The organism is Streptomyces sp. NPDC043853, from assembly GCF_056436025.1.
In genome coordinates this window covers 390,422-405,826 of sequence record NZ_JBWKDJ010000001.1, presented here as the reverse complement: position 1 = coordinate 405,826, position 15,405 = coordinate 390,422, and the positions used below count along the sequence as shown (strand labels likewise).

Below are 15,405 nucleotides of genomic sequence, written 5' to 3'. Positions count from 1 at the left end.
TGGGTCATCGGTGATCAACACCGGGTCCCGGGCAGCCCAGCTCCTGGAATCCGGCCCCACGTACCGAGGACGTCGATGTCCGGACTCCGAGCCGCCGCCCGCCACACCTCGTCGAGACACGCCGTGACCGGACCCGGGCGGCAGATAGGGCCCCAGTTGGTCCGCGCCGCCGTCCTGCCCACCCTGGCCGCCGGGCTCAGCGGCGCCGCCGCGGTGATCTTCACCCTGCAACTGGGCGGCGGCTCCGGCGCCCGGGACCCCCGGCTGTGGCCGGTGCTGGCCGGCTGCGGGCTGCTGGTGATCGGCGCACTCGCCGCCGCGTTGCTCGGTGCCCAGCGCGCGGCCAGGACCGTACGCGACCGCTGCGAGGTGCTGCGCCGGTCCAGTACGCGCGGCCGGCAGGAGCTCCGCGTCACGGCCGAACGGCTGGAGCGCGGCGAGACCCCGGCCCGGCCGGTACGGACGGGTGTCGTGCGACCCGCGACGACCGGGGCGGCGCCCGCCGACGCCGACGAATTCTGGCTGCTGGCACAGGAGTTGCGCGGCGCCCGGGACCACGCCCAGACCATCCTGCTGCGGCTGGCCGGACCGGAGAACCGGACCGACAGCGAGCAGAAGGTGGAGGTCTTCGTCAACCTGGCCCGGCGGCTCCAGTCGCTCGTGCACCGGGAGATCTCGCTGCTGGACGACCTCGAGGACACCGTCGAGGACCCCGACCTGCTCAAGGAGCTCTTCCACGTCGACCACCTGGCCACCCGCATCCGGCGGCACGCCGAGAACCTGGCCGTGCTCGGCGGGGCGGCCTCCCGGCGCCAGTGGACCCGGCCGATCGACCTGAGCGAGGTGCTGCGCTCCGCCGTGGCGGAGGTGGAGCAGTACACCCGGGTGAAGGTGGTGCCCCCGGCGGGCGGCACCGTACGCGGCCACGCCGTCGCGGACGTGGTGCACCTGTTGGCCGAACTCGTCGAGAACGCGACGGTGTTCTCCGCGCCGGACACGGACGTGGTGCTGCGCGCCGAACGGGTCACGGCCGGTATCGCGGTCGAGGTGGAGGACCGGGGGCTGGGCATGCCGCCCGAGGAGCAGCACCGGATGAACGGACTCCTCGGCGACCCGGACCAGATCAGCGTCCGCCACCTGCTCGCGGACGGCCGGATCGGCCTGTTCGTGGTCGCCTCCCTGGCCCGGCGGCACGGCATCGCCGTCGAGCTCAAGTCCAACATCTACGGCGGGGTACTGGCGGTCCTGGTGCTGCCCCGGGACCTGCTGGGCGCGGAGGCCGACGAGGCCGCCGCGGGCGGCTCCCGGCTGACCCGTGATCCGCTCCCGCCACTGGAACCCGTACGGATCTCGGGGCCGCGGCCGGTGGGGCTGCCGGTCGAGCACACGTGGGGGGCGGCGCCCCAGCGGCCCGGGTCCACTCCGGCTGCGCCATCGGCTCCGGGTGCCCCCTGGGCTTCGGGTGCTCCCAGTGCTCCTCCCAGTGCTCCCAGTGCTCCGAGGGCTCCGGCCCCTCCGGTGGCCCCACCGGCGCCGGAGGCCTCGGCGGGCCCTCCCGTCGCAGCACCCGTACCGGGACCCCGGCCTGCGTACGACCGGCTCCCGGAGGGCCCGCTCACGGACCGGGCATCCGGATACGACCGCGCCGGGAACGCCGGGCTGACGGACGACCGGCTGACCGAGTCCCGGCGGACGGACGCCGGGCGGACGGACGCAGGGCCGACCGACGACGGGTCGACGTACGACGGGCCGATCTACGACGGGCCGATCTACGACGGGTCGGCGTACGACGGGCTGGCGTACGACGGGCTGGCGTACGGCGGACCGGCCGATCACCGACTTACGGCCGTCCGGCCGACCGATGCCCGACCCACCGGCGACCAGCGGCCGGAAGGACGGCTCGCCGAAGGCCCGCCCATGGGCGATCAGCCGCCCGGCGGTCGGTGGATGGACGACCCGCTCACCGACGGCCTGCTCACCGGCAGCCCGCTCGCCAACGGCCCACTCACCGACACCCCGCTCGCCCATGGCCGGCTCCCCGGCGGCCGGCCCGTCGGCGAGCAGCCGACCGGCGGCCGGGCCCCCGGCGAGCAGCCCGCGCCCGCCGTCCCGCCGGCCGACGGCCGGCCCCCGCTGCCCCGGCGGCGCGCCCAGGAGCACCTCGCCCCGCAGCTCCGCGACGAGCCCGCACCCCGGGCCGCGGACCCCGCCCGTACGGCCGACGCACCCGTCCACGACCCCGGGCTGATGGCCGCCTTCCAGCGGGGCTTCGGCCTCGCCCAGTCCGAGAACCCCTGACCCCACCCCCATGCCGCGCGACCCGCAGGCCGCGCATGACCCGCATGACGTGCTTGACCTGCATGACCCCAGTGCCCCCAGCCCCACCCCCCGATCGAGGAGCGCACCCCCATGGCCGGCGAAGCGACGATCACCACGGGCCGACTGTCCGACCTGGACTGGCTGCTGAGCGGGCTCGTGCAACGGGTTCCGTACACCCGGAGCGCCGTGCTGCTCACCGCGGACGGCCTCGTCACCTGCGTGCACGGTCTGGACGCGGACAGCGCCGACCACATGGCGGCCCTGGCCTCCGGCCTCTACTCGCTGGGCCGCAGCGCCGGCGCCCGGTTCGGCGGCGGCGCCGAGGTCCGGCAGGTCGTGGTCGAGCTGGACTCCGCGCTGGTGTTCGTCTCCGCCGCCGGAGCCGGCACCTGCCTGGCGGTGCTCGCCGACCGCGAGGCCGACGCGGGCGTACTCGGCTACGAGATGGCCATGCTGGTCAAGAGCGTGCGCCCGTACCTGGCGGCTGCTCCCCGGCGCCCGGCCGCCACCGTCGCAGCTGCCCCCGTAGCCCCCACTGCCCCAGCCCCCGTCGCCGCGACCGTACCGGCTCCGGCGCGACCCGCCGCGTCCGAGCGATGAGGACGTACGCGCCCGGCGCCGCCCGCCGTGACACGCCGTGGCTCGACGACACGGCGGGCCGGGTCATGCGCCCGTACACCGCCAGCGGCGGCCGCACCCGTCCCACCGTCGCGCTCGACCTGCTGTCGGTGGTCACCGCGACCGGGGTACGGCCGGGCCCGCCGCTCGGGCCCGAGCACGCCCTCGCGCTGAGGTTCTGCGCGGGAGCCGGGGCGGCCTCGGTCTCGGTCGCGGAGGTGGCGGCCCAACTGCGGCTGCCCGCCGTGATCGCCAAGGTCCTGCTGTCCGACCTGGTGCAGGCCGGGGCGGTGACGGCGCAGGCCCCGCACTTCCTGAACCGCCCGGCCGATGACCAGTCCCTGCTGCGGGCGGTGCTCGATGGTCTGCGCAGAAGGCTGTGAGGTCCGCGCGGACGCGCCCGCGACGCTGAAGATCCTGGTGGCGGGCGGGTTCGGGGCGGGCAAGACCACGTTCGTCGGCGCGGTCAGCGAGATCGAGCCGCTCTGCACGGAGGAGCTGCTCAGTGACCTCGGCACGGCGGACGACCCCCTTGACGGCGTCGAGTCGAAGTCGACGACCACCGTGGCGCTGGACTTCGGCCGGATCACCCTCGACACCCGGCCGCCGCACGTCCTGTACCTGTTCGGCACGCCCGGTCAGGAGCGGTTCTGGTTCCTGTGGGAGGAGCTGTGCGCGGGCGCGCTCGGCGCCGTGGTGCTCGCCGACACCCGGCGCCTGGCCGACTGCTTTCCCGCGGTCGACTTCTTCGAACGGCACGGCATCGCCTTCGTCGTCGCCGTGAACGAGTTCGACGGCGCCCATCGCTACACGGCCGAGGAAGTCCGCGAGGCCGTCGGTCTCGCGCCGGGTGTGCCGGTCGTACCGTGCGACGCCCGGCTCGCCGTCTCCGGTACGGGGGCCCTGGCGGCCCTCGTCCGACACCTGCTGTCCGACGTCCAGGGGGAACAGGACATATGACGTACTACGAGTCGACCGGACACCTGCTGCTCACCCCGGTGGACCGGGACGCCGGGACACGGGTCCCGCGCCTGCGTGAACTGGGGCTGGGGGAGCGGGTGGACCCGGAACTCGACGCGTTCGCACGGCGGATCGCGGACGCCGTCGGGGCGCCGCACGCCGGGGTGAACTTCCTCGGCGAGGAACGCCAGTTCTTCGCCGGTCTGCACCACGGCGGTGGCCCGGACGACACGGGGGCACCGACGGCACGGTCGGCTTCGGCTTCGCCTCCGGTCGCGGCCTCGATTCAGGCTTCGATTCAGGCTTCGGCTTCCGCCTCGGCAGCGGCGGCGCGCGGCTACCCGGCCCGGGTGCTGGCGCGGGACCACGGCTACTGCCCGTACGTGGTGGTGCGGCGAAGGGCGCTGGTGCTCCAGGACGTACGGGACTTCGCGCGGTTCGCGGGGAACGCGGTGGTCGACGAGAACGGGGTCCGCTCCTACCTCGGCGCACCGCTGACCGACCGGCGGGGGATCGTCCTGGGAACGGTCTGCGCGGCCGACGGGGTGCCGAGGCGGTGGGGCAACGAGGGCCTGGGCACGATCAAGGCGCTGGCGGCGGAACTGGTGGACCGCATCCACCGCCGGGAGGACACGGGCGGCTGGTGAGGCGGCCTGCCCGGGCTGAGGGAAGCCGCCTGCCGGGGCCGGGGAGCGGCGTGCCGGGCCCCGGCGAGCGGCCGCTGTCCGTGGCCGGCGCTACGGTCGGGAGCATGGCCGCCAAGAAGCCCGTGACCGCGGAGGACGTCCGTGAGGCCGCGCTGTCGTTGCCGGACAGCAGCGAGAAACTGTCCTGGGGCATGCCCACCTTCCGGGTCGGCGGAAGGATCTTCGCCGCCCTGGGGGACGACGACAGCACCATCGGGGTGAAGTGTCCCAAGGACGACCGCGCCGAGCTGATCGCCGCCGAGCCGGACAAGTTCTTCGTCCGCGAAGGCCACGACGACAACTACGCCTGGCTGCGGGTCCGGCTCGGCGCCCTGGAGGACCGGGAGGAGCTGCGCGCGATCCTCGCCGATTCCTGGCGCCAGGCCGCCCCCGGACGCCTGGCCGCCGCCCACCCGGAACTCGGCCCGCCCGGGGGTGCGGCTTAGCGCCTGTCCGGCGGATCGCAATCGGACAGGACCCAGCCCCTTCCGGATCTCGGGCCCTCCGCCTCGGCGTGTGGTCCCACTGCGCCGGACGGCCGACCCCTGCGGCACGGCCCCCGCCGATCCCACCCGCCGTGTGCTCGGGTGGCCCCGTGCGAACCGGCCGCTCGGCGCCGTGCCGCCACGTGTCCCACGGCGCCGAGCGGCCACGCGCAGCCGGCCCTTCCTCCGGCAGGAGAACGCAATGAACCCCCTCCGCACACGGTGCGCGGCGGCTCTCGGCACGCTGCTCGCCTCGGTGGCCCTCGGCTCCTTCGCACCCACGTCCGCCGCGTCGCAGGCGCGCGAACTGGTGGTCCCCTCGGCCGCCTACCCGACCGTCCAGTCCGCCGTCGACGCCGCGCAGCCCGGGGACCGCGTCGCCCTGCGCCCCGGCGTCTACCGCGAGCAGGTGACGATCCGCAAGGACCTCACCCTCACGGGGGCGGGGGCCGGGAAGACCACCATCCTCGCCCCCGAGCACCTGGTGACGGGCTCCGACGGCCGCAACTCGATCGTCTCCCTCGACGACGCGGCGTCCGTGACGATCTCCCGTCTCTCGGTGAGCGGGCCGGGGTCCGGCACCTGCGAGGAGGGCGCGCTCGGAGCCGGCATCCGGGTCCTGGGCGGAGCACACCTGGACCTGAGCCACGCGGCGGTGTCCCACATCAAGGACACCCCGCTGGCCCCGTGCTTCCGGAGTGCCAATGCCGTCCTCATCGGGGACTTCCCCACCGGTGCGGGGTCGGCGACCATCCGGGACTCCAGGATCACGGACTATCAGGGCTCCGGCATCGTCGTGCTCAGCGATGCCTCGAACGCCACCGTGCTCCGCAACGTCGTCACCGGCCAGAAGACCCTGTCCACCGACGGCATCGAGTTCGTCGAGGCGACCGGCCGGGCCGAGCGGAACACGGTGAGCGACAACGCCTGCCGCGAGCCGGATCCGGGCTGCGGCCCCGACTTCTTCACCGAGATCCAGCACGCCGGCATCCTGGCCAACACGGGGGTCGTGGTCACCGGGAACCGTCTCGTCGGCAACCAGCTCGGCATCTACGCCTTCGGCACCGTGGATACCCGCCACAACACCCTCATCGACAACGACTACTTCGCCATGGCCCTCCAGGACGGCACGTTCACCGCGGTCAAGGACACCATCCGGGGCGGCGGGGGAGGCGTCGCCGTCGTCGCCTCGGCCGTCGACACCACCGCGCGGCTGGACCGGGTGAGGATCAGAGACGTCTCGGGAGACCGCACCCGGACGTTCGAGTGCTGCGGGTTCACCGCGACGGTGACCACCGAGCGCCAGGCCCAGGGCCCCGCCTCCCGGGGCCCCGCGTCCCAGGGGGCGCGCTAGCCGCCCAGGAAAGCGGTGATGCGCCGCCGCAGCCCGGCCGGGTCCAGGCCGTGCGCGGCGGTGTGCTCCTCGGCCGTACCGTAGCGACGCAACTCGGCACGGCCCACGCCCAGCCCGAGGACCCGGTGCGGGAGGTCGGCGAGGGCGTCGCCCGCGGCGGCCGTGGAGGTGCCCGCCAGGTACGGCTCCACCAGGACCACGTCCGCCGGGCCGTCCCCCACGGCTGCGCGCAGCCCGGCCGAGTCGAAGGGGCGGACCGTCGTCCCGTAGAGCACGGTCACGTCCAGTCCCTCGGTGGCGGCGAGCACCCCGTCCAGCGCCGGGCCGACGGCCAGGACCACGCCCCGGCCGCCCTCGCGGACGGTCCGGAAGCGGGAGCCGTCCACCGGCCGGGCCGAGGCGTTCGAGAGCTGCGACAGCCGGACGTACACCCTCCGGTCACCGTCCGCGTACGCGTGGCGCAGCAGCGCCTCCGCCTCGTCGGGGTGCCCGGGCACGTGCACCGTCCAGCCGTCCAGGGTGTCGAGCAGGGCCACGTCACCGGGGGACATGTGGGTGTAGCCGCCGGCCGGCCAGTCGTAGGAGCCGCCCGCGCTGACCAGGACCCCGCCCGTGCCCTGGTGCCCGAAGTCCAGCTTGACCTGCTCGAAGGGCCGCTCGACCAGGAAGCTCCCGAAGGTGTGCAGCACCGGCCGGAGCCCCGTGAGGGCGAGCCCGCCGCCCACCCCGACGAGCAGCTGCTCCCGGATGCCGACGTTGATCACCCGGTCCGGGTGCCGCCGCTGCGCGGGCCGGAATCCGTCCATGGTGATCTCCGCCAGCACCAGTGCCAGCCGTGCATCGGCGTCCAGCACCTCCGAGGTGACCGTGACGAACCGTTCCCGCATGGTGTCCATGGTGTCCACGCCGTCCTCCCCGAACCTTCCCCTAAGCCTTCTTCTCGACCCGCGCGACGACCGCGTGCGGCCGCCCCGGATGCGGCGCGGTGAACGCCTCGTACAGCGCCTCGTGGTCCCGCCCGTCGACACTGGCCGCCGACCAGCCGGCCGCCTCGAACCGGGACGCGATCCCGCCGCGCCAGCCGTGCGTGGCGGAGTCGTTGTCGATCACCACGGTGTGCAGCCGTTCCAGCCCGGCGGCCCCGGCGTACGCGAGGGCCTCGTGGTTGCTGCCCTCGTCCAGCTCGGCGTCCCCGATCAGCACCCACACGGCCGGATCGGTGAGCCCCTGGGCGCGCAGCCCCAGCGCGGAGCCGACGGCCAGCGGCAGCCCGTGCCCCAGCGAGCCGCTGCCGATCTCCACGCCGGGGATCAGGGTCCGGTCCGGGTGGTGGCCGAGCGGCGAGCCGTACGATCCGAAGCCGCTCAGCCACTCCACGGGCAGGAACCCCTTGGCGGCGAGCACCGCGTAGTACGCCATGGGCCCGTGTCCCTTGGAGAGCAGGAACCGGTCCCGGCCCGGATCCGCGGCCGTCCCGGGCGTGACCCGCAGCACCCGGTCGTAGAGCACCCACAGCGCGTCGAGCGTCGAGGTGGCCGCCGGCCCGTGCTTCTCGTCCCCGGTCATGAGCTCCATGAGCCGACCGAGGCGGCCGAACCCGGAGGACCGGCCGCTCCCGGCGTCGCGGAGCGCGATGACATCCGTCGTTTGCGTCATGCACCGATCGTGCAACCTCAATCGCCCTTGAGGTCAACCGCCACCCGCCCGGCCCACCGCCCTGACCGGGAAAAGCCGCGCGCGACCATCCTGCGGAGTGCGGTATGGTTCTCATGCGCGTTCGCCGAGGGGAAACCCCAGGTCAACGGGCATCGGGACGTGGCGCAGCTTGGTAGCGCACTTGACTGGGGGTCAAGGGGTCGCAGGTTCAAATCCTGTCGTCCCGACTTGCGAGTACGCAGGTCAGAGGCCGTATCGGAAGCATCCGATACGGCCTCAAGATCGTTTTTGGGGACCAGCTGGGGACCAAGCCGGTCTGAACGGGTCAGACGGCGGCCATTGCCGTGAGTGGCAGTGAACGAGGTGCGCGGAGCATCATGAGGTGCGCAGAGAGTGCGGCACCAGCTGCTGTGATCTGGTCAGCGTCGGGGTGCAGGTAGCGCTGGGTGGTGGTCAGTGAGCCGTGTCCGGCGATCTTGCGTAGCACGTGCAGCGGGACGCCGGCGTCGGCGAACCATGTCAGTCCGGTGTGGCGGAGGTCGTGCCGCTGGAGGTGCTCGAAGCCGGGCTCGGTGACGACGTCGTCCCAGTGCGTGGCGTCGCGCAGGACCGCGGTGGAGATGCGTCCGCCGCGCGCTCCAAAGAAGATCCGGGCGTCGGGGTCGTTGCCGATCGCCAACAGGCGTTGGGCGACCATCGGCCGCACCTCTTCGATCAGGGGTACCTTGCGGGCGCGCTTGCCCTTGGTGGCCTTGTCGACGAGCCCACCTGGAGCGGGGGTGGTCTGTCGACGGGTCATTCAGTTCGTCCTCGACCAGTTGGTATTGGCGCTGCCAACCACTGACCCTCGCAGGGTTGACCTTGATGAGCCCGTCTCGAACGGCTTGCTCCATCACACGCACGAGGACCGCGATGGTGTTCTTGACGGTGGGGCGGCTGTGTTCGTCAGCGATCCACCGGTAGACCGGCCGGCACGGCGCCGTTGGTGATCATCGGGACCGGGAGATGGCCAAGGGAAGGGACGACGCGGAGCCGCCAACCGGCTAGATAGGGGTCGAGCGTCTTGAGTTCCAGCCCCCGGAGAGCGAGGTCCATGTTCGTGGTGCCGTAGTCGGCCAACGGCATCGTTGCGAGCGCTGGGTCGGGTCAATGCGGTCAGGTGCCTGTCATAGGCGATGGTGGCGGTACGGGAGTCGGGGTCGGTCAGGGCTGCTGCGCGTGCCACGATCCAGGCAGCGGACGCGACGGGCGCGTAGGCGGCACGCATGGAGCCGGAGACGTCGACGGCGATACCCACGCGCAGCGGTGGGGTGGGGCGGCGGGTGTGGATGAACGGTTCCGCGGTGGGGACCGACCCGGCCGCGCGTTGAGCGTCCCGGGCGAGGGCCGCGCGCATATTGAGGTGGCCGGGCGGGGTGGGGCTGGTGGTCCGCTCCTCGGTCCGCTCGCGGTAGGCGGCGGCACGCAGGGCGCGGCTCAGCCGTGGGGCGGCACTCTGATCGGCGGCGGTGGGCCTGCGGGTACCGTGACCGGGTTGCCGTAGGGCGCCGGTGTGCCGTCGGGGGCGACGGTGGTGCCACGGGCGTTGAAGACCGACTTGGCGGTGGCGGCGGCTTTGCGTCGCTGGCTGGCCCGCTGGGCGCGGTCCTGAGCCTGCGCTTTGGACTGCGCGGCCTTGGTGTTGGTCGCTGCGGCCTGTGCCGCGAGGTCGGCGGCGTCGGTGGCTGCCGCGCTGTCCATGACGACCCCCACGGCGCCGGACAGCAGATCGGTGAGGTTCTCCGGCACGGGCAGGGCAGGGGCCGCGGTGTCCAGAGCGTCGCACCATTTTTGAGCGTGCGCGAGCATGGTCGTGGCGTCGTGGTCGGCGCACTGGTGGGCTGCGGTCCAGATGCGGGTGAGTGTGGCCAGCAGGCCTGCGCCCAGCACCGTTTCGCACAGATCGGCGACGGCCCGGGTCTCGCCGGCCTGGATGCCGACGTCACGGCGGCCGAGGACCAGGGCCGCCACGGCGCGGCGTGCTCTATGCCCTGGAGGGTGGGGTGGGCGAGGTCGGGCATGACCAGGGTTCGGGCACTGGTGCGCAGGTACGTGCGGTCCGTGGGCCGCGTGATCAGGTGTGCGCCTTCGACACGGCTCTCCTCCAGCAGGAGCGCGGCCTCGACGACACGGGGGTTCGCTCCGGCTGGCGCCGTCCAGACGGAGTGGGCCGCGTGCGCGGCCTCGTGGACGAACACTCCCCAGGCGGCGGGATACCGCTCCTCGTCGCCCACGATCCGCGGATGGATCTCGTGGGGCTGGAGCGGGGCGAACAGGCCGGCGTCGAACTCGACCTCGCCCAGAGTGGGGAAGAACGCGGCCGGTGCGCCGCTGCGCGTGCCGGGGCGGCAGGTGACGAGGAGGTCCTGGCGGCCGGAGAGGGCGACCAGCCGATCGCCGAGTTCGGCTCCCACGCGTAGCCACGCGTCCGGGGAGGAACGGGGTTGCGCGGGCGGGGCGCCGTCGTCGTCCCAGCGCGCGAGGTCGGCGTCGTCGTCCCGCGTGGTGGCGGGGGACTGGACGTGATGGTGGGCGCTCATCGCGAGCGGCCCGGTGCGCGGAGCCGGTGACGCCCGGGGGCTGCCGGACGGCCGAGGCGGACAGCTGCTTGCCGAGGGTGAGGGGAGCGACCTCCTTGACGCCGACAGCCTTGATGACGGCGGCGGCGACGGCGTCGCGATCCTCCAGAGGAGCGATGCTGACCAGGTTCGCGAGCGCGGCTTTGGTGCCGAGGACGGCCTCGGTCTTCTGGTAGCTGAGTTCGTGTTGGCCGGCAGCCCGCCGCCAATGGCCGGGAACAGGTACTCGTGGTCGGCAGAGGCCCCGCCGGTGCAGCGTCTGCAGTGGCGCATCCAGGACGGCGAACACGCGCCCAATCAGGCCCAGGCCGCAGTGGCGCTGACTGGGCATCGGCTCGACAACCTCCGAGAAGGCACCTGACAAACGGTCCCGGTCCGCCAAAGTCCCCTATCCATAGGTTATTTTGACTGGCCTGTCCGTCTCGAATCGACTGCCATAACGAACGAAGGGAAACGCCATGAGGATCACCAGGACTGCACGTAGGACGCGGGCCAGGATTGCCGTGTCCGTCGCGGCCCTGGCCGCGGGCTCACTCATACTCACCGCCTGCGGCGGAAGCAGCGACAGCGCCGGCAAGCTCGACGGCACCTACTACGTCAAGGACGTCAACGGCACGTCCAAACTCGGCCAGCTGGTCGTCAAGGGCAACAGCGTCTCGCATCATGAGTACGGCTGCGATGGTGTCTACGAGAAGCCGGGCGTGACCAGCACCGGCGAGTTCAACAAGGATCAGTCCCAGATCATCTGGACGGTCGCCGGAGACGACACCCGCAACAAGCGGACCGGCAGCGAGCCAATCTCGACCAGCAACACCTCGATCAGCATCAGCGGTAGCGCGTACGTGCGTGACAACTCCGATGCCGGCAAGACCCTGTTGGACGGCTTCAAGACCAAGTGCGCCAAGTAGCGTCGACGTCCCGCCTGGCCGGCGAAGCAGCACAGAACCCCGTGGCATCGCGTCCACGGGGTTCTGTCCTTCCTCGGCTGGTCAAGCCTCTGACGTCTCCTCCTGAAGCTGCGGCGCCCGGTATGGACGCCGCACCCGGTGAGGTTGATCGTTCTCACCGGGTGCGTCAGGCCTCCACGCTCGCCCTCGATCGGAGGATCAGTCCTCCTCGCGCCGGCCTCGGCGGGGGCCAACGGCCGGCCGCTGCTGCGGCTCCGGGGTCTCCACGCTCTGGGGGGCCGGATCGGCCGTCCGGCGCGGACGTGGAACCGGAGCCTGCCGCGGCGAAGGAGCCGGTGCAGGAGCCGGCGGCCGCGGAGCACGCCCCGACGGGGCAGGCGTCTGGCGCGGCGTCGACGTCTGGATCGAACCCGGCTGACGCGCTGCCTGCGTCCGACCCGGAGTCCGCGCACCAGGCGCAGCCGGAGCCCGACCCACAGCCGGAGCACCGGCCCCTGGCTGCCTCGGAGCCGAGGAGCCGTCGCGGCGGGCGTTGTTCACGGGCAGCAGCCGGTCACTGTTCGTCTGCGCCTCGGCCTGCTCCTGCCGTGCCGGCAGCCGGATGGGGGTCTGGGCCTGAGCCGGGGCAGGGGTGCTCTGAGCGGAGCGCGTGGGACGCGCGCTCGGCGCACCCGGCTGCGTCGGAGCCGGAGCCGGGGCAGGCACGGCGTCGCCGCTGAAGCGCTGCGGTGCAGCCTGCTGGTTGCCGTCCTGTTGGCTCTGCGCACCCTGGGAACCCGCGCCGAACTGCGTCGGACGCGCGCTCGGCGCACCCGGCTGCGTCGGAGCCGGAGCCGGGGCAGGCACAGCGTCGCCGCTGAAGCGCTGCGGTGCAGCCTGCTGGTTGCCGTCCTGTTGGCTCTGGGCACCCTGGGAACCCGCGCCGAACTGCGTCGGTACCGTCTGACCGGCGACAGCCCCACGGGCTCCGCTGGTCGGGACAGAACCAGCGCCGTTGGCGCCGCTCTCGCCCTGAGCACCACCACGAGAACTCGACGGCTCCGTCGACGAGGAAAGTACCTCACCGCGGATGACCTTGTTGCCGTCCGCGGTGTACCCGAGGTTCGACAGGCCACCCTGGGCGCTCAGACCCTGCGCCGTCTGCTTGTCCGAGCGCGAGCTGCCCGCTCCGCCACTCGTCAGCTGCAGCGGACCACCCTTGTCGGCCTGTCCGTCGCGACCGGGCGTGCCCAGACCACCGGCGGGACCGATGCCGCCCGGCAGAGCCTTGACGCCGTCACTGCCGCCGCCGGAGCCGCTACCACCAGGACCACCATCCAGCGCCGGACTGTCCGGTCCATCCGGACCATCCTGCCCGCCACCCTCGAGGGCCAGCTGCTGCTTACCGGACGTCAACTCCCCGGCGCCACCGTTCGTGCCGCCGGCGTTCGTCGACACCGTCTTGCCCGTGGGCTTGCCCCCGCTCGGGGACGCCGGACCGCTGGCCTTGCTGTCGAACCCGTTGGCGAGCTTGTTCCCCATGGCCATACCCGCGCCAGACCCCACACCCGCGGCCAGAGATGGCATCAGCCCACCCTTGTCCGGCTTCGGCGTGGTGTTCGTCTCGAGGAACTTGTCCACGAGCTTGGTGACCACCTCGTCCATCGCCTGCAGCACAGTCTTGCGCACCCGTAGCAGGGCGAAGGTTATGCCTATGATCACCAGCGAGGAGATCAGGGTCAGGACCACCACGATGATCCCGCCGAGCGCGGGGCTGCCCCACAAGCCACCCGGGCTCATGAAGCTCGACACGGGACCGGCCATGATGTCCGGGACCGAGATCAGGAATTCCGAGACGAACTGGTAGACGAACAGCGTGACGAGGACTTCCATGATCATCGCCGTGGAGTACACGATCACTTTGGCGATCGCCTGCAGGGCGCCCAGCGTCGCGAACGGAACGGCGGCCACCAGGCCGAAGGTCCGCTTGATCGCCCCGGCCAGCATGCCGATGGCGTACCAGAAGCCGAGCAGGACGATGGAGCCCAGGACCGTGGCCGAGTTGCTCCAGTACATGAACTTCGCCGGCCCCGTGCCCACCTGGCTGACGGCCATGTGGTTCTCGCGGGTGAACCCGCTGGTGGCGTTGTTGGACGAGTACATGGCCAGTGAGCCGGGGTTGAACCCGGTGTTGAGGTAGTTGTACGCCGCCAGGGGAGACAGGTTGCACGAGGAGGGTGTCTTGCCCACCGTGAAGCCACAGCCACCCTTCGTCCCCGTCGTCGTGAAGACCGTCGAATCCTTACCGGGACGAGAGGAGGTCAAGCCCGTGCCGTCGGTCGAGATCACCGGGTGATCGACCGGCTTCGGCCCCTCTTCTTCACCGAACTGCTTCACGTCGCCGTAGCTGTCCTTGTCGACGAACCAGCTCTTCTTGGTATCCGAGCTCTCGTCCAGTTGCGTGATCGAGGTCTTGATCCCCGACTCGAAGTCGGAGGCTGCCATCTCGTTGCTCGCGATGTACTTGCCGATGATCCCGAAGGTCGAGAACACCGCTTTGAAGTCGTCCGAGGCACGGCCTCCGTTGACGGAGACGGTGCCGTCCTTCCAAGCCGACTCGGCGTCTTTGGCCTTCGTCCCGATGTTGATGCCGTTGAACGTCGCCCCGTGGGACTGCTTGTTGATCGCCAGCGCACTCGTGCGCACAGACATCATCGCGTCCGGGCTGGCCTGGTCATCGTCCCAGGAAACAGTGGCCTGGTCCGGAATCCCCAGGCGGTCGTTCATCATCCACGCCTCGAAGTCGACGTAAGTGCTCAGCACGACGCGCGTCGGGCCGGCGTGTTGACCGAGAACGGAGTCGTCGAACTTTCCGAGCACGCCGGAGTACATCGACCCGACGAGCGGCAGGCCGACGCCGATGAAGACGACGCGCACGACGAGCTTCTTGATCGCCGAGCCTCGGTCCATCTTCTTGAACATGACCAGGCCGATGAGCAGGAAGCCGATGAAGATCGGCACGAGCGCCTGCCACGAGATGTCGACGAGCAAGCCGTACCAGCCGCTGATCCAGTGCTGCAGACCCGAGAGGGCGCCGCCTCCGGTATCGCCTCCCGTCATGCCCTCGGCGAAAGTCGGATTCACCGCCGCGACCGCGTTGTAGAACCACAGGAAGGGGTTGACGAGCTTCAGGAACTGGATGATGACGTAGAACAGCGTGCCGACCGCCAGCGCCAGGGCGTAGAGGACCCAGATGATCGACCCCCCGATCACGCTCACGATCTGGCCGCCGATGCCCGAGGACATCGTGTCCAGGCCAAGGTCGTTGTTGGCCGCCCCGAAGTGCGCGTAGTCGAGCATGCCCGCGTACTTGGCGTTGCCCTTGTCATCCTTCGCGGCCAGGGTCTCGTAGGTGACGGTCTGCGAGGACCCCGACACCTCGGCGAAGAACCAGCCCACGATGTTGCCCAGGCTGAACTCCGGGTCGGCGTAGCCGAGAATGGAACCGCCCGAGGACGGGCTGGACGTGACCGGCTTCCAGTTCTCGTGCATGCCCTTGTCGTTCTGCGGCGAGTTCTTCTCGCTGAAGTACGAGCTCGCGTTCGAGGCCAGCTGGTAGAGGCTGTAGTTGTCGCGCTCCTTCTTGTCGTCCGCAGACGCCGGCGAAGACGTCGCCATCATGAAGACCGGCACGAGCAGCGCCGCCAGGAGCATGAGGGCGAGCCCGCGCGCGGACCTGCCCGGGCGGACTGCACCCACGCTGTGGCCGGCCCGGGCACGCAGCCTCGCCACCGCCGTGATCGTCCGGTTCATGCTCTCTCC

12 protein-coding genes, 1 tRNA gene and 2 pseudogenes are annotated in these 15,405 nt (G+C 71.8%); 9 read left to right on the top strand and 6 right to left on the bottom strand.

Annotated elements, in window-relative coordinates; translation table 11 throughout:
• Window positions 1-75: 75 nt before the first annotated feature.
• From AC067U_RS01675 to AC067U_RS01645, 7 genes are all read left to right on the top strand, one after another.
• Window positions 76-2,298 (top strand): sensor histidine kinase, encoded by a 2,223-nt coding sequence (locus AC067U_RS01675; protein WP_478827590.1) that lies wholly within the window; start codon window positions 76-78, stop codon window positions 2,296-2,298.
• 111 nt (window positions 2,299-2,409) lie between these two features.
• Entirely contained in the window at window positions 2,410-2,919 is a 510-nt protein-coding gene (locus AC067U_RS01670; RefSeq protein WP_478827589.1) for a roadblock/LC7 domain-containing protein, read from the top strand.
• Window positions 2,916-3,320 (top strand): DUF742 domain-containing protein, encoded by a 405-nt coding sequence (locus tag AC067U_RS01665; RefSeq protein ID WP_478827588.1) that lies wholly within the window; start codon window positions 2,916-2,918, stop codon window positions 3,318-3,320. Before AC067U_RS01670 ends, AC067U_RS01665 begins: the two co-directional genes overlap by 4 nt.
• The gene (locus tag AC067U_RS01660) at window positions 3,298-3,897 is read left to right on the top strand and encodes a GTP-binding protein (RefSeq protein ID WP_478827587.1); all 600 of its coding nucleotides are present in this window, start codon (window positions 3,298-3,300) and stop codon (window positions 3,895-3,897) included. Before AC067U_RS01665 ends, AC067U_RS01660 begins: the two co-directional genes overlap by 23 nt.
• The gene (locus tag AC067U_RS01655; RefSeq protein WP_478827586.1) at window positions 3,894-4,544 is read left to right on the top strand and encodes a GAF domain-containing protein; all 651 of its coding nucleotides are present in this window, start codon (window positions 3,894-3,896) and stop codon (window positions 4,542-4,544) included. The genes AC067U_RS01660 and AC067U_RS01655 overlap by 4 nt, the downstream gene beginning before the upstream one ends.
• A 104-nt stretch (window positions 4,545-4,648) precedes the next feature.
• Window positions 4,649-5,029, top strand: coding sequence for an MmcQ/YjbR family DNA-binding protein (locus tag AC067U_RS01650; RefSeq protein WP_478827585.1), 381 nt, complete (start codon window positions 4,649-4,651; stop codon window positions 5,027-5,029).
• A gap of 241 nt (window positions 5,030-5,270) precedes the next feature.
• Entirely contained in the window at window positions 5,271-6,422 is a 1,152-nt protein-coding gene (locus tag AC067U_RS01645) for a right-handed parallel beta-helix repeat-containing protein (RefSeq protein ID WP_478827584.1), read from the top strand.
• Here AC067U_RS01645 and AC067U_RS01640 read toward each other — a convergent pair.
• Together AC067U_RS01640 and AC067U_RS01635 are read right to left on the bottom strand one after the other, a co-directional pair.
• Window positions 6,419-7,318: a transketolase family protein gene (locus tag AC067U_RS01640; RefSeq protein ID WP_478828253.1), complete on the bottom strand. Its 900-nt coding sequence runs from the start codon at window positions 7,316-7,318 to the stop codon at window positions 6,419-6,421. The two genes, AC067U_RS01645 and AC067U_RS01640, sit on opposite strands and share 4 nt — an antisense overlap.
• 31 nt (window positions 7,319-7,349) lie before the next feature.
• Window positions 7,350-8,078: a transketolase gene (locus AC067U_RS01635; protein WP_478827583.1), complete on the bottom strand. Its 729-nt coding sequence runs from the start codon at window positions 8,076-8,078 to the stop codon at window positions 7,350-7,352.
• Between the two features lie 153 nt (window positions 8,079-8,231).
• Between AC067U_RS01635 and AC067U_RS01630 the strand changes: the two genes are divergently transcribed.
• Window positions 8,232-8,305 (top strand) — tRNA-Pro (locus tag AC067U_RS01630).
• Between the two features lie 98 nt (window positions 8,306-8,403).
• Here the strand turns inward: AC067U_RS01630 and AC067U_RS01625 are convergent.
• From AC067U_RS01625 to AC067U_RS01615, 3 genes and pseudogenes are all read right to left on the bottom strand, one after another.
• Complete coding sequence (locus tag AC067U_RS01625; protein WP_478827582.1) at window positions 8,404-8,877, bottom strand: tyrosine-type recombinase/integrase; 474 nt, start codon at window positions 8,875-8,877, stop codon at window positions 8,404-8,406.
• Window positions 8,878-8,970: 93 nt separating this feature from the next.
• Window positions 8,971-10,657, bottom strand: a pseudogene (locus tag AC067U_RS01620) (VWA domain-containing protein).
• A gap of 10 nt (window positions 10,658-10,667) precedes the next feature.
• A pseudogene (locus AC067U_RS01615) lies at window positions 10,668-10,877 on the bottom strand (AAA family ATPase); the annotation flags it as partial.
• Window positions 10,878-11,199: 322 nt separating this feature from the next.
• Here AC067U_RS01615 and AC067U_RS01610 point away from each other — a divergent pair.
• Window positions 11,200-11,604 (top strand): hypothetical protein, encoded by a 405-nt coding sequence (locus AC067U_RS01610; protein WP_478827581.1) that lies wholly within the window; start codon window positions 11,200-11,202, stop codon window positions 11,602-11,604.
• A gap of 198 nt (window positions 11,605-11,802) precedes the next feature.
• On the opposite strand, the gene AC067U_RS01605 is transcribed toward AC067U_RS01610, so the two are convergent.
• The gene (locus AC067U_RS01605; protein WP_478827580.1) at window positions 11,803-15,396 is read right to left on the bottom strand and encodes a hypothetical protein; all 3,594 of its coding nucleotides are present in this window, start codon (window positions 15,394-15,396) and stop codon (window positions 11,803-11,805) included.
• Between the last annotated feature and the right edge of the window lie 9 nt (window positions 15,397-15,405).